The sequence below is a fragment of the Arthrobacter sp. NQ7 genome, from assembly GCF_029581595.2.
Classification (GTDB): Bacteria; Actinomycetota; Actinomycetes; order Actinomycetales; family Micrococcaceae; genus Arthrobacter; species Arthrobacter phenanthrenivorans_B.
On the sequence record NZ_JARFXU020000008.1, the window covers coordinates 24,683 to 38,336 of the forward strand.

At 67.3% G+C, this 13,654-nt stretch carries 14 protein-coding genes; 9 read left to right on the forward strand and 5 right to left on the reverse strand.

Annotated features, from left to right (window positions below; all coding sequences use genetic code 11):
* Positions 1 to 1,266 carry an alkaline phosphatase family protein gene (locus PUN71_RS10590; RefSeq protein ID WP_277798362.1) on the reverse strand — a complete coding sequence of 422 codons (1,266 nt, stop codon included), beginning with the start codon at positions 1,264 to 1,266 and terminating at the stop codon, positions 1 to 3.
* Positions 1,267 to 1,626: 360 nt separating this feature from the next.
* Here PUN71_RS10590 and PUN71_RS10595 point away from each other — a divergent pair, with 360 nt between their 5' ends.
* Both PUN71_RS10595 and PUN71_RS10600 read left to right on the forward strand, forming a co-directional pair.
* Positions 1,627 to 3,012, forward strand: coding sequence for an OFA family MFS transporter (locus PUN71_RS10595; RefSeq protein WP_043448784.1), 1,386 nt, complete (start codon positions 1,627 to 1,629; stop codon positions 3,010 to 3,012).
* Between the two features lies 1 nt (position 3,013).
* On the forward strand, positions 3,014 to 3,160 hold the full coding sequence (locus PUN71_RS10600) for an MFS transporter small subunit (RefSeq protein WP_167562144.1): 147 nt from the start codon (positions 3,014 to 3,016) through the stop codon (positions 3,158 to 3,160).
* A 235-nt stretch (positions 3,161 to 3,395) separates the two neighbouring features.
* Here the strand turns inward: PUN71_RS10600 and PUN71_RS10605 are convergent, their stop codons facing one another.
* On the reverse strand, positions 3,396 to 3,827 hold the full coding sequence (locus tag PUN71_RS10605; RefSeq protein WP_277798363.1) for a DUF2177 family protein: 432 nt from the start codon (positions 3,825 to 3,827) through the stop codon (positions 3,396 to 3,398).
* A 240-nt stretch (positions 3,828 to 4,067) separates the two neighbouring features.
* On the opposite strand from PUN71_RS10605, the gene PUN71_RS10610 reads away from it, so the two are divergent.
* The 6 genes from PUN71_RS10610 (at position 4,068) to PUN71_RS10635 (ending at position 11,008) form a co-directional block, all read left to right on the forward strand.
* Positions 4,068 to 4,937, forward strand: a complete 870-nt coding sequence (locus PUN71_RS10610; protein ID WP_277798364.1) for a DUF1295 domain-containing protein — start codon at positions 4,068 to 4,070, stop codon at positions 4,935 to 4,937.
* Between the two features lie 279 nt (positions 4,938 to 5,216).
* Positions 5,217 to 6,332, forward strand: coding sequence for a hypothetical protein (locus PUN71_RS10615; RefSeq protein ID WP_283532398.1), 1,116 nt, complete (start codon positions 5,217 to 5,219; stop codon positions 6,330 to 6,332).
* Positions 6,333 to 6,346: 14 nt separating this feature from the next.
* Positions 6,347 to 8,170: a metallophosphoesterase family protein gene (locus PUN71_RS10620; RefSeq protein ID WP_277798366.1), complete on the forward strand. Its 1,824-nt coding sequence runs from the start codon at positions 6,347 to 6,349 to the stop codon at positions 8,168 to 8,170.
* 247 nt (positions 8,171 to 8,417) lie between these two features.
* The gene (locus PUN71_RS10625) at positions 8,418 to 9,482 is read left to right on the forward strand and encodes a TerC family protein (protein ID WP_082006918.1); all 1,065 of its coding nucleotides are present in this window, start codon (positions 8,418 to 8,420) and stop codon (positions 9,480 to 9,482) included.
* A 265-nt stretch (positions 9,483 to 9,747) separates the two neighbouring features.
* The gene (locus PUN71_RS10630; protein WP_277798367.1) at positions 9,748 to 10,614 is read left to right on the forward strand and encodes a GmrSD restriction endonuclease domain-containing protein; all 867 of its coding nucleotides are present in this window, start codon (positions 9,748 to 9,750) and stop codon (positions 10,612 to 10,614) included.
* Positions 10,615 to 10,741: 127 nt separating this feature from the next.
* Positions 10,742 to 11,008, forward strand: coding sequence for a hypothetical protein (locus PUN71_RS10635; protein ID WP_277798368.1), 267 nt, complete (start codon positions 10,742 to 10,744; stop codon positions 11,006 to 11,008).
* 34 nt (positions 11,009 to 11,042) lie between these two features.
* Here the strand turns inward: PUN71_RS10635 and PUN71_RS10640 are convergent, their stop codons facing one another.
* The gene (locus PUN71_RS10640; protein WP_277798369.1) at positions 11,043 to 11,645 is read right to left on the reverse strand and encodes a TMEM175 family protein; all 603 of its coding nucleotides are present in this window, start codon (positions 11,643 to 11,645) and stop codon (positions 11,043 to 11,045) included.
* 220 nt (positions 11,646 to 11,865) lie between these two features.
* Here PUN71_RS10640 and PUN71_RS10645 point away from each other — a divergent pair, with 220 nt between their 5' ends.
* Positions 11,866 to 12,762 (forward strand): diacylglycerol/lipid kinase family protein, encoded by an 897-nt coding sequence (locus PUN71_RS10645; RefSeq protein WP_277798370.1) that lies wholly within the window; start codon positions 11,866 to 11,868, stop codon positions 12,760 to 12,762.
* Positions 12,763 to 12,806: 44 nt separating this feature from the next.
* On the opposite strand, the gene PUN71_RS10650 is transcribed toward PUN71_RS10645, so the two are convergent.
* Both PUN71_RS10650 and PUN71_RS10655 read right to left on the reverse strand, forming a co-directional pair.
* Positions 12,807 to 13,073: a hypothetical protein gene (locus PUN71_RS10650; protein ID WP_277798371.1), complete on the reverse strand. Its 267-nt coding sequence runs from the start codon at positions 13,071 to 13,073 to the stop codon at positions 12,807 to 12,809.
* A 53-nt stretch (positions 13,074 to 13,126) separates the two neighbouring features.
* Positions 13,127 to 13,567, reverse strand: coding sequence for a hypothetical protein (locus tag PUN71_RS10655; RefSeq protein WP_277798372.1), 441 nt, complete (start codon positions 13,565 to 13,567; stop codon positions 13,127 to 13,129).
* Positions 13,568 to 13,654 lie beyond the last annotated feature (87 nt).

Here is a 13,654-nt window from a genome sequence, read left to right on the forward strand (position 1 = left end):
TCACGGGAGTGTCCATCCGTCGGCGAGTGCTTTGTCCTTCAGTCCCGACCATTCCTCCGCCGGCGGCGGCCCGACGGGGCTGCATGCGGGACCCGCCACGAATGGCGGGACCAAGTACGTGGGGGCGGAAAGGTTGGCCGGGGTGCCGAAGTCAAGGACTTCGGCAATGTTCCTCGCAGCCTGGTCCCGCGGCGTCAGGGGAGCGAGGTTCCAGCGCCATTCAATCGCCTTGAGGACCGAGGTGTGGTCGTAGACATCGTGGGCTACGTACCGGCGGCGGGCGCGGGGCGAGACCACCAGCGATGGAACACGGAAGCCGCGCAGGGCCGTGTCGGGGCTGGTGTCCGGGGCCGTTCCAGGCGGCACATGGTCGTAGAAGCCGCCCCATTCGTCGTAGTTGACCACCAGCAGGGTGTTGGCCCAGCCGGGTCCGGACGTGACGGCGTTGTAGACCTCCGCCAGGAACGTTTCGCCGGAGCGGATGTCGGCGTGGGGGTGGTCGTCCCCGGACGTGCCGGAGCCCTCGTCCGTGAAGCGAGGATCCACGAAGGACACGGCCGGCAGGGCTCCTGCCGAGCAGTCCGCGAGGAACTCCGCATACGGGCGGGAGATCCCCTGGTACTTCGTTCCCCACAGCGCGGTGAAGGGAATATCGCCGTAGTAGTACTTGCCGGAAACGCCTGCTGCAGCCAGCCGGTCCCAGATGGTGGGAAGCGTGGAGGTTACGGAGGAGTTGTGGATCCGGTCCGTGGCGGCAGCGTGCTGGTAGAAACGGTTGGGGTAGGTTTCCGCCATGGTTGCCGCAAAGTAGCGGTCGCAGACTGTCCAGTCCGGCCCGGCCTGCCGCCAGAAGTCCAGGTCGGCCGCGCCGTAGTAGCCGACGGCGAACTCGTCATTTTCGCCGGCCCGCAGCCAGCCGTCGTTCCTGCCGTTGTTGTACTGGATCCGGCCGCCCTCATAGGAGTGGTCGGGATCCGGGTGGCCGCAGCCCTGGTAATCGGCCAGGTGGTAGGTGGAGTGCGGGATGCCGTAGCGGTCGGTGTAGCTCAAGCCGGACTGTGCCCCGTCGGCGCCGGGCATCCAGCCCAGGAAGTGGTCGAAGGAGCGGTTCTCCATCATCACTACAATGATGTGCTCAATGCCCGAAGCCCCTGGGTCCGGAAGCGCAGCGGGGGCCGCTGCGGCCGGCCGGAGCGTGCTGCCGGCGGCGAGCGTGGTGGCCGCCGCGGTGCCTGCCGCGAAGAAGCGGCGTCTCGAAAGGTTCACGTCAGATTCCTTGTCCGTCACGGAAGACGGCGAAGCGGGCACGCCCCCCACGATGGGCCGATCGCCGAACCGAAGTTACTGGTCGGTAAGATTTTCGCGTTCCCCAGTAGATCACGGCCGGGTGGCCGCCAAGGCGGGAACGAGGCTCTGTTCATAGAGTGTTAAGCAGAGGTTCCGCCGGGGCTGCGCCTCCGCTCGAAAACCGTTTGCCGCGCATTTCCCGCCGCTCGGCGCAGAATTAGTATGTTTACTGACGATTTGGCCGATGATTACCGAAGGCATCAGTCCTGACGGGGGTAGGGCCTTTCGCCTCTGGATCGATCAGACATCGACGTCTTCGACAAGCAAAGGGAATCAACCATGGGCTTCCTGGACCGTGACCACTCCGTTGCCCCGCCGGGCTTCAACCGCTGGCTGGTCCCGCCGGCAGCGCTCGCCGTCCATCTATGCATCGGCCAGGCCTACGCCACCAGCGTGTACAAGACCGCGCTGGTCAAGCATTTCGGCGCCAGCCTGACCGAGATCGGCGTGATCTTCTCCATCGCCATCGTGATGCTGGGCCTTTCCGCCGCGGTCATGGGCACCTGGGTGGACACCAACGGCCCGCGCAAGGCGATGTTCACCTCCGCGATCTTCTGGGCCGGCGGCTTCCTGATCGGCTCGCTCGGCATCTTCACGCGCCAGCTTTGGCTGGTCTACCTGGGCTACGGCGTGGTGGGCGGCATTGGCCTGGGCATCGGCTACATCTCTCCCGTGTCCACGCTGATCAAGTGGTTCCCGGACCGGCCGGGCCTGGCCACCGGCATGGCGATCATGGGCTTTGGCGGCGGCGCGCTGATCGCCAGCCCGGTATCCCAGGCGCTGCTCAAGGCGTACGACCCCAATTCCGGCTCGCAGGGCTGGGTAGCCAGCGGCGACGCCGTGGGCAAGCTCTTCCTGACCCTCGCCGCCGTCTACCTCGCCTACATGCTGTTCGGCGCGTTCACCGTCCGGGTGCCGGCGGAGGGATGGCGTCCCGCAGGGTTCGACCCCGCCAAGGTCAAGGCCGCCAAGCTGGTGACCACGGAGAACGTCTCGGCGAAGAACGCCATCAAGACCCGCCAGTTCTGGTTGGTCTGGGTTGCGCTGTTCTGCAACGTCACCGCGGGCATCGGCATCCTTGAGCAGGCCGCGCCCATGATCCAGGACTTCTTCCGGCAGGCCGACGGCAAGTCCCTGGTGAGCGCCGGGGTGGCCGCGGGCTTCGTGGGGCTGCTGTCCATCGGCAACATGTCCGGCCGGTTCGCCTGGTCCGCCACCTCCGACGTCACCGGCCGCAAGCGCATCTACATGATGTACTTGGGCGTGGGCGCCGTGCTGTACACGGTGCTGGCGTTCGCCGGGTCCACGGCCACCGCGCTCTACGTGGTGCTGGCCTTCATCATCATCTCGTTCTACGGAGGCGGGTTCGCCACCGTCCCGGCCTACCTGCGGGACCTTTTCGGGACGTACCAGGTGGGCGCCATCCACGGCCGGCTGCTCACTGCCTGGTCCGCAGCCGGGGTGGCGGGCCCGTTGATCGTCAACAGCATCCTGGATGCGCAGGGCAAGCCCGGGCAGCTCAACGCCGTGTCCTACCAGCCCGCGCTGCTGACCATGGTGGCGCTGCTGGTGATCGGCTTCGTGTCCAACCTGCTGGTCAAGCCCGTCGATGACCGGTTCCACGAACCCCGCCCCGAGCGGCACGAATCTCCCCTGGAGGCCTGACATGAGCAGCACAGCACACACCCCCGGCGCGCACGAGCCCGTCAAGCGCTCCACCGGCCGGCTGGTCCTGGCCTGGGTTTTGGTGGGGATCCCGTTGGCCTTCGGAGTCTTCCAGACGCTGACCCAGGTGGCCGCGCTGTTCGGCTGAGCTCTTCAGTTCCTGCGCCGGCCCTTGGTGGCACACTGGCCCAGTTTTCAGGCGCGGACGCCCACGGAAGCGTTGGGTTTCCGCCGATCCGCTCCGAAAACTGGGCCAGTCCGTGCGCGGGGCGTCACGCCGAGCAGGCTTTCATCGAAACGGACGGCGGCGGCGCCGGGGGTTCCGGGGTTCCGCCGCCGCTCGTGGGCCCAAAGCATGCTCTGCGTGACGCGGGTGCGTGAGTTCAGGCCGCCGCCGCCTTCATGATCCGCCGGCGCAGGATGGTCGCCGAAATCCAGGTGACAAGGCCGCAGGCCGCGGCGCCCCAGAGGATGTCCGTTACCGCCACCAGGGCCGTGAAGTCCTTGAGCACGGCGAAACCGGTCAAAGCCCAGGTGGCGTAGGTGAAGAACCCGAACAGCGCAGCGCCGCCAACCCGCTGCCGGACCGCCAGGTCCCGGTGGTTCGGCCGGACACCGTAGTGCACCATGCCGGCCACGAAGATGACGTAGAACAGCACGGCGCCCGGCAGGTTCGCCTTGGGCGCCAGGAGGCCACCGATCTGGCTTTGGTAGAGCGGATTGGCCACCAGCAGGATCCAGGCCACGTCCAGCACCGCGAAGACCACGGCGGTCACAATGTAGGCGGTCAGCCAGTTCGTGGTGCGGTGACTCATGCAGGGCTCCTTGGGGCAGCGGGTAAACCGGTCTGCAGCAGTTCGTTGCCGCTGCCCGCCCGGACTGGGCACCGGAGCTCCCGAAAGGCCGCACCACCCATACTTTCCCCGGTCCGCTCCGAAGACCAAGTGGACGAGGCCACCGCGGCTGAGTTGGATGATGGTACAACCGTGCCCCGTAGGGCGCGGCAGGGACCGGCCGTGCAGCAGCGCGCGGCCGGCTGCGAAAGGGACGTGTCCGTGAACGAAAAGAGCCGCAAGGCGCTCATCAGCATCGTCATTGCCGTGGTGGTGGCGGTGCTCATCGCCCTGGCAGGGAGCCAGGGCGGGGCCAGGATCGGCGGGTTCCCCGTGTTCGCGCTGGGTGTCGCCGCGGCGTTCGTGATCCAGTGGCTGGTCTTCATCCCCTCCTACAAGGCACAGACGGAGAAGTTTTACGACCTCACCGGCGCCCTGACGTACATCTCCATCACCGTGTTCCTGGTCCTGGCCTCGCCGGGCATCGACGCCCGCGGCATGCTGCTGGCGGCCATGGTGGTGCTCTGGGCCGCGCGGCTGGGCAGCTTCCTGTTCCTGCGGATCAGCAAGCACGGCAAGGACGACCGCTTCGACGAGCTCAAGCCGGACCTGTTCCGCTTCCTGAACACGTGGACCATCCAGGGCCTGTGGGTGGTGCTCACCGCCGCCCTTGCCTGGGTGGCCATCACCTCGGACAAGAAGGTGGGCCTGGATGCATTCTTCTGGGTGGGCCTGCTGGTCTGGGCCCTGGGCATCAGCATCGAGACCGTGGCGGACGTGCAAAAGAACCGGTTCAAGGACGAGCCCGCCAACAAGGGCCGCTTCATCAGCACCGGCCTCTGGTCAAAGTCCCGCCACCCCAACTACTTCGGCGAGATCACGCTGTGGGTGGGCGTGGCCATCATCGCCCTGCCGGTCCTCCAGGGCTGGCAGTGGGCCGCCCTCATCTCCCCGGTCTTCGTCACCCTGCTGCTCACCAAGGGAAGCGGGGTGCCGCCGCTGGAGAAGAAGGCGGACAAGAAGTGGGGCGGCCAGGCTGACTACGAGGCCTACAAGAAGAACACGCCGGTGCTGGTACCCAGGCTGAAGTAGGGCTTCGCAGGCAGGACGGACGACGCCGGCACCCGGGTGGGTGCCGGCGTCGTCCTTTGTCCCGGCTAAAGCCTGGGATCCCCAAGTACCCCCTATTCGGGGAAGCAGGTATCAGTTACTCGTGACTCCCGCCTGCCCCGGATCTAGCCTCGAAAGACAGTGCCGCTAAGCAGATGCGCTCGCGCTGCCGATGCTTCTGGGGACATTGGAGTTCAACTCCGGGGGGCAACATTGTCAAAGTACGGATTTTTCAACAAGGCGTCATCCGGCAGTGGGAGCGTGCTGTCCCGGCTGGGCAAGTCCAGGGACATGCGGCCGGGGGCGCTGCTGACGGCGCTGGTGCTCGCGGCCGAGGGCGGCATGGTGATGTTGCCGGTGGCTGCGACCGCGGCCGGTCCTAATCTGCCAGCGGCCACGAACTGCACGCCGCAACTCCTTCCCGGCCTCGGCGGCAGGGGCAGCAACGCCGTCGCGTCGAGCAGCAACGGCCTGGTGGTCGGCCTCGCCGATACCGCCGCCGGCGAGTCGGTGCCGGTGCTCTGGCGGAACGGCCAACCCACCCAGCTTGCGATCCCGCTCCAGGCCGCGGCCCCGGCATCCGTGAACGCGGCAGGAGTCGTCGTCGGCACAGGGTATGACACCGCCAACGAGTTGCTGGTGGGCTGGTGGTGGCAGGACGGGCAGTACCATCCCTTACCTGTCAAACCCGGAGACATAGCGATGCCGGCGGCAGTGAATGACAACGGCGTCGTCGCCGGGGCGCTGGTCGCCGACGAGGAACATTCAGACGGGCCGGGTGCCGACGAAGATGAGCGGGCCGCCGTTTGGCCCTCCGTGACCACCGCACCCCACGAGCTCGCACTGCCGTCCGGAACCCGGGGCGGACATGCCTTCGCTGTCGGTCCGGACGGCACCGCCGGCGGGGTGGCCATCGGGGACGATGCCACTCCGGTCCTCTGGGGGCCGGACGGCTCTCCGAAGGCCCTGCCCACCCTTAGCGGCAAAGGCGGAGTAGTGCTCGGGATCGATTCGACCGGGCAGGCAGTGGGCCAGAGCGGCGTGGCCGACGGAACCCACGCCGTGGCCTGGGCCGCGACCGGCGCCGTCACCGACGTCGGGGCGGCCGCTGCCGGTGCCACGTCCAGTGCCGCCTCAGCAATTGCCGGCGTGACGGTGGGAGCAGGCAGTTCGCCCTCCTTCCGTGCATCCAGGCCGCAAGCCGTGATCTGGATCGGCAAGAGTGCACGGATCCTCCCGCCGGGATCCGATGCCCAGTTCACCGGCGTGTCCGGGTCCGCCACCTCGGTGTCAGGCCAGGGTGCCAACGCCGTTGTCATCGGCTTCTCCGCAGCTGACAACGGACTGCGCCGCGCAACCGAATGGAGCTGCAAGTGAAAGGCCAGGGGCGCTTGCGCCATCCAGTAAGCGCGGTGCTGGCCGTCCTGCTCGGCGCCGTCCTCGTGCTCGGCAACATTGACGTCCTTAGCCCGCGGAACGACTCGGAGGCCTCCGCCGCAACGTCGGTGAGCCTGGGGTTCGCCGGTGACACCGGCGGCAACACGGTGACCGGGAAGGTGATTGACGCGGCACGCAACGCCGGCACCTCGGCATTCTTCAACCTCGGCGACCTGTCCTACTCCCAGATCACCCCGGAATCGGCCTGGTGCTCGTTCGTCAAGCAGCATGCCGGGTCCATGCCCTACGAATTCATCACCGGGAACCACGAGGACGACGGGCCAGACGGCGTGTGGTCCAACTTCGCCTCGTGCCTGCCGGACCAGCTCGGCTCCGTAGGAAACTACGCCCAGCAGTTCTACACCGACTACCCCGCCAGCAGCCCCCTGGTCCGGCTGATCATGGTGTCCCCGAAGCTGACCTACAGCGGCAGCGGCCTTGACTGGTCCTACAAGTCCGGCACCCAGGGCTACAAGTTCGTCACGTCGGCCATCGACTCGGCGCGCGCTGCCGGGATCCCGTTCGTGGTGGTGGGCATGCACATGTACTGCCTGTCGATGGTCAACTACCCCTGCGCCGCGAGCCCGGACTTGATGAACATGCTCGTGTCCAAAAAGGTGGACCTGTACCTGCAGGCGCATGACCACGCGTACGCCCGCAGCTACCCGCTCGCGCTCAAGGGCAGCTGCACGGCCATCCCGGTCAGCAGCTTCAACCCGGACTGTGTGGCCGACACGGACCCCAACGGCCAGTTCGCCGCCGGCACCGGAACCATCCTGGCCACCGTCGGTTCGGGCGGCAGGTCGATCAACAGTGAAAGCAACACGACGACGGCGCCGTACTTCCAGAGCTTCATGGGGAGCAACAACAACCCCACCTACGGCTTCCTGAACGTGTCGGTCACAAGCACCACCTTGACCGGGTCCTTCGTCCGGGCCTCGGGCGGAACCTACACGGACAAGTTCACCATCACCCGCCCCGCGCCGTCGCCGAGCCCCACGCCGACGCCCACAACGACGGCCACGCCGACCCCCACTCCCACACCGACCCCAACGCCGACACCGACGCCGTCGCCCACCACCACGACGCCGCCAACAACGTCGGCAGTCTCGGTCCGGTCGTTCGCAAGCGGGGCAGGGGAGCTGACGGCTGCCGGCTCGTACACAACGTCGCTGCCGGCAGGCTGGCAACCCGGCGACACGGTTTTCCTGTACTCACAGGTGACGGTCGCCGGATCGGCCAACACCACCGCTCCGGCGGGATGGACGAAGGCGGTGGGAGACTTCACCAGCGCCGGATCCACCTCCGCGCACCAGGCGGTCTGGTACCGGGTGATGCAGGCCGGAGACACCGCTCCGAGCGTCGCCCAACCGGCGTCCCGGTATGCCTGGTCGACGGTGGCCGTACAGGGCGCCAACACCACCACGCCACTGGACGTTACGCCCGCCACTGACACCAACAGCGGTGTGGCCTACCCGGATGTGCGGGCTCCGTCCATCACGCCGGTGACACCGGGAGCGCTGTTGCTGACGGCCCACGGCCTGCGGAACTCCACCAACTCGGCCACCACGCAGTTCTCCCCGCCCGCAGGGATGACAGAGGTCACCGATGTGAGCTCGGGCATCGCGTCCAAGTCGAATGCGGCCATCGAGGTGAATTCGCTGGCCCTGACCGATACTTCCGCGACCGGCACCAGGACGGCCACGGCGGCGTCAAGCCTGGGCTCGCTCATCAACCAGTGCGGCTCGGCCATCGTAGTGCGGCCGGCAGGCCCGTAAGCCTGGCCCGATGGCGAAGGACACGAAGTAGCCTTCTGCGGCGGAATTCGACGGCGGCATCCGGAACCGGGTGCCGCCATCGAACGTTGGTCAGGTACGATTTATCCCATCAAGGGGAGTACTCCCGACTGTGAGTGGCCCGTCAATACGGATGCAGCGATGCATCCCGGGCCACCGGCTCCGGTTCCTGCCGGGCGGAGGAGACCTTGGCGTACATGTCAACGCCTACCCCTTTGGAGTGCCCGCCATGCAGGTAACGCCCCTCATCTGGATCATCACCATCGCCGTGACCATCCTGTTCTTCGTTTACGAGTTCTTCGCCCACGTCCGCAAACCCCACGAACCGTCCATCGGCGAGTCCGCCCGCTGGTCGGCGTTCTACATAGGCCTCGCGCTCCTGTTCGGCGTCGGGATCGGCATGTTCTCGGGATGGACATTCGGCGGGGAGTACTTCGCCGGCTACCTCACCGAAAAAGCGTTGTCCGTGGACAACCTGTTCGTCTTCCTCATCGTGATGACAGGGTTCGCCGTCCCCAAGAAGTACCAGCAGAAGGTACTCATGGTGGGCATCATCATCGCCCTCATCCTCCGCGGCGGGTTCATCGCCATCGGCGCCACCCTGATCGAAAACTTCTCCTGGGTGTTCTACATCTTCGGCGCGCTGCTGCTGTTCCTCGCGTACCGGCAGGCGTTCGGCGGCCACGACGCCAACCCGGCGGACGGCAGGTTCATGAAGCTGGTGCGCCGCGTCCTGCCGGTCACCCCGGACTACCACCGGGACCGGCTGACCGTGAAGCAGGACGGCAAGCGGTTCGTGACGCCGATGCTGCTCACCATCATCGCCATCGGCTTCGTGGACCTGATCTTCGCCGTCGACTCCATCCCCGCGATCTACGGCCTGACCAGCGAGGCGTACATCGTCTTCACCGCCAACGCGTTCGCCCTGATGGGCCTGCGGCAGCTGTTCTTCCTGATCGGCGGACTGCTGGAGCGCCTGGTGTACCTCGCCCAGGGGCTGGCCGTCATCCTTGCGTTCATCGGTGTGAAGCTGGTCTTCCACGCCCTGCACGTCAACGAGCTCCCGTTCATCAATGGCGGCCAGCCGCTCCTGTGGGTGCCCGAGATCCCCATTTGGTTCTCCCTGCTCTTCATCGCCGCAACCATCCTGGTGGCCACGGTGGCCAGCCTGGCCAAGACCCGCCGCCCCGGCAGCGGGGGCCCCGAGGTCCACGGCGATCCGGGCACCCGGGAGGCGGTGGCAGGTTCCCACGCCGGTGAGGACACGGACTCCACGGCCGGCGCCCCGCGCTAGGCTCCTGCCGGCCAGGTAAGCAGGACGCCCGACGGCGGCACCCGGCGTGGGTGCCGCCGTCGCCACGTCCGGAGCGGGACGCCGGAGGGGGTCATCGCACCGCCGGGGCCAGTCACCCGCAGGATCGGCGCAGGAGTCGGGAAGGATTGCCCCAGGTCCGCCTGAACAGGCCATTGAGTGGATTTGCCGCCGCTAGGATTTTCCTCGGCGTCAGCGCAATTGGGGGCTGACGCCCTTCACTCATCGTGCACAACTGGGGAACTGCTTGTCCGCCTACACGTCCTTGCCCACCACCACGTCGGCGTCCGGCACCCGCTGGGCAGCCGGCGTCGTCCTCTCCGCTTTGCTGGCGCTCTTCGGCGCGAACCTTCCGGCCGTGGCAGCGGAGAGCACCACCACCGTCGAGCCGGGAACAGTCCAGGCCGCCGACCTGCTGGAGACCCTTCCGGTCAAGGGCCGGGCACCGAAGACCGGGTATGAGCGGTCGCTGTTCGGGGCAACGTGGGCGGACGTGGACCAGAACGGCTGCGACACGCGCAACGACATCCTCAACCGGGACCTCACGGACATCACCTACGTGACCAGCGTTCCCTGCACCGTTAAGGCCGGGGTGCTTGCAGACCCTTACACGGGCACCGTCATCAACTTCGTCCGCGGCACCACCACCAGCAGCGCCGTACAGATTGACCACGTGGTGGCACTGAGCGACGCCTGGCAGAAAGGGGCCCAGCAGCTGACCACGGAGCAGCGGACGGCATTCGCGAATGATCCGCTGAACCTGCAGGCCACGGACGGGCCCACCAACCAGCAAAAGGGCGACGGCGACGCCGCCACCTGGCTGCCGCCGGCCAAGGGCTTCCGCTGCGAATACGCGGCACGGCAGGTTTCGGTGAAGGCGCGCTACAGCCTGTGGGTGACGCAGGCGGAGCACGACGCCATCGCCGGCATCCTGGCGGGTTGCCCGGGACAGATTGCGCCGGCCACCGTGCAGCCGGCAGCCGCTGCCACCGTTGTCTACTACGCCAACTGCACCGAGGCGGCCGCCGCCGGGGCCGCGCCCCTTTACGCCGGCAGTCCCGGGTACCGGCAGGGGCTGGACGGCGACGGCGACGGGGTGGCCTGCGAAGGGTAGCAGGCCCAGAGCGCGGAGCCTGTGGACGGCCGCATGGCGCCTGGCGCCCACCACGGCCGGGTCCGGCAAGGGTTTCCGCGGCATATGCGGCACACTTGAGGTTGCTCCCCAACGAAAGCAGGATCCCGTGATCACCCTCCAGCAGGACGCCGACGGCTTCATCCGCATGACCCGGCATTACCCGGACAGCGTCCGGATCCGCATCGCCTTCAACGACGGCAGCACCGGCGAGTTCTCCGGCAAGACCCTCAACAACGCCTACGACGCGGCGCTCGCCGAGTTCCGCGCAAGGAACGGGCTTGACGCTCGAGGGTTCAACCGCGCCCCGGCGGGCCGGACCAACTCCGGCAACAGGGTTGATTTCGTTCCCGTGCATCCGGGCATGGGGGAGTAGGCCGCGGGTCTCAGGCCCGGGGCAACGACGTCATTTAGTTGGCATTGCTGCCGGTTTCATGGGCCCTGGCGACGAAGTGTTCCACACGGCGGTCCGGAACCAGCCAGATCAGCGCCACAATGGTGAACACAGCGATGCCGAACAGCGGCTGGACCAGGGTGAGTCCGATCCCGGCCAGGTAGATCGCGGGCGACGCCTTGCCCTTCCAGTCCCGGCCCACGGCCTGGGCGAGTGCCCCGTCCGTGCCCTGCGCCGCGATCAGCCGCCGTTCCAGGATGAAGTACGCGATCGCGGCGCACAGCAGGTTGATGCCGTAGAGCAGCACCGGCACTTGCATTAAGCCGGACTCGTCCATCCACCGGGTGGTGAACGGGAACAAGGACAGCCAGAACAGCAGGTGAAGGTTGGCCCAGAGGATGGATCCGTTCACCCTGCTCGCCAGGTGGATCATGTGGTGGTGGTTGTTCCAGTAGATTCCCACATAGACGAAGCTCAGGAGATAGGTGAAGAGCGTCGGCACGATGGCGGCAACGCCCTCCCACGTTGGTTCGTCCGGCGTGTGCAGTTCCAGGACCATGATGGTGATGATGATGGCCAGTACACCATCGCTGAAGGCTTCGAGCCGGTTCTTGTTCACCCGAATATCATGCGCCCAAGTCAGGATCCGGGCATCATCCGGTGGTGGCTGTTCCCGCGCCGCCGTCCACATCGCCGTGGTCAACCGTCCTGCCCTGCGGGCCGTGGCCGGCCGCGTCCCGGCCCCCGTGGCCAGCCGTCCTGCCCGGCGGGCCGTGGGCGGCCGCGTCCGGCTAGGCTGGAACCGGACACACACCAGCAACCGGATGAAGGGACACGCCTTGGCAGATGGCCGAGCACCCGCGGCACCCTTTGACCGCGCCGTCCTGATTTTCAATCCGGGCAGGGCCGGAATGGGCGGGCGGATCGGGGCCCTGCAGCGGGAGCTGGCCATGGACCTGCCTGGCCTGCCCGTTGAGCTGTTGCCCACGGAATACGCCGGGCACGCCCGCGGGCTTGCGAGGACCGAAGCCAGCCGGGGCGCCCCGTTGATCGTGTCAGTGAGCGGCGACGGCGGGTACAACGAGGTGGTCAACGGCGTGATGGACGTTGCCGGCAGCAACGCGGTGTGCACCGTGGTTCCCGCCGGGAACGCCAACGACCACTTCCGGAGCCGGCCGGCGCGGTCCTTCGCTGACGCCGTTGGCGCGGGCGGGGTCCGGCACATCGACCTGCTGCGGGTAACGTTCCGTTCGGGAGGCCGGGAGCAGGTCCAGTATGCGCACTCCTACATTGGCTTCGGACTCACGCCGCTGATGGCCATCGGCATCGAACAGGGCGGCAAGGGAAAGGTCCTTGAACTCGTTTCTGTTGCCCGGACGCTGTCCCGCCTCAAGCCGTTCGAGCTGGTGCGCGACGACGGGGCCACCGCCACGTTCGACAGCCTGATCCTGGCCAACATCTCACGGATGGCGAAGTACGGAACGGTCAGCGAGTCACACCGCCCGGATGACGGCCGCTTTGAGGTAGTGACGCTGCCCCACGCCGGGCTCACGAAAATGGCCCTGATGACGCTCCGCGCCGTGACGCTGGGACTGGGACATCAGCCCAGCGTCACAAGCTATGCATTTTCCACGCGGGACGCCGTTCCGTGCCAGATTGACGGCGAGGTGGTCCACCTCCAGGCCGGCGCCCACGTGCGGGTGGACAGCGCCAAGGGCGCCCTCGCCACCATTTGATCCCGCGTCCGGGAACGGGGGCCTCACTTTCCGGCGGGGCGTTCCTACGGCTGGACTGAATCGAAGAACGTGTAGCCCGGGTCCGGCTTTGCGGGCTCGGCCTCCTGGGACTTCGTCCGGATGAAGTCCACGTCCTCCTGGCTAAGGGTGGTTTCGCCGTGCGGATCGCCGGTGGTCTCCTCGCCCGTGGCAGCACTGATTTGCGCGGAAAGTGTCCGCGGAAGGATCATGCAGCCGGGGTTTTCCAGCAGCCACTGCGTTACGGGGGAGGGAAGCCGGTTCCACTGGTCCCGGATGCTCAAATCGGTCATGGTGTGCCTTTCGCGGGCTGTGGTTCATGGGTGGGCGGTTGGCGGGGGCGGGTTTAGTCGAAGTGGATGTCGGCCGCGGCCCGGCGGAGCGCCTCAAGACGCTGCTCCTCAACGAGGCCCAGGGCTTCCAGTTCTTCGGCCCGCTCGGTGCGTTCCTGGGCCGCCTGCGCCGAGATGTCCCGCAGGAGCAAACCCAGGAGGTGGGCCAGCCCCGATTTGAGGTCTGCCAGGTTGGTGTTGCTCACCAGGAGGCGGCGGTCGGAGACGCGGAGGTCCACGTCGCTGTATCCCGCTTCGGCGAGGCGCTGCTTGGTGCCGGGACCGTGCAGAAGGTCGATCTCGCGGGGCTGCGGCCGGCGGGAGAAGACCACCGGGACGGTGTAGCGGGTGGGCCCCTGCGCGGTGCCCAGGTCATGCGGAAGCGCGGACGCGAGGACTCCGCTAAGGGCCAGTGCCGAGTCGGCGCGGACGGCGAAGTCTTGGGTGGTGGTCATGGTGTTCTACCAGCGTTCTGGAAAATGCACTGCCGGATCCCGGAATAGGGCCGGCTGTGAAGGGGGGCAGGGGACCCGGGGCCGGGT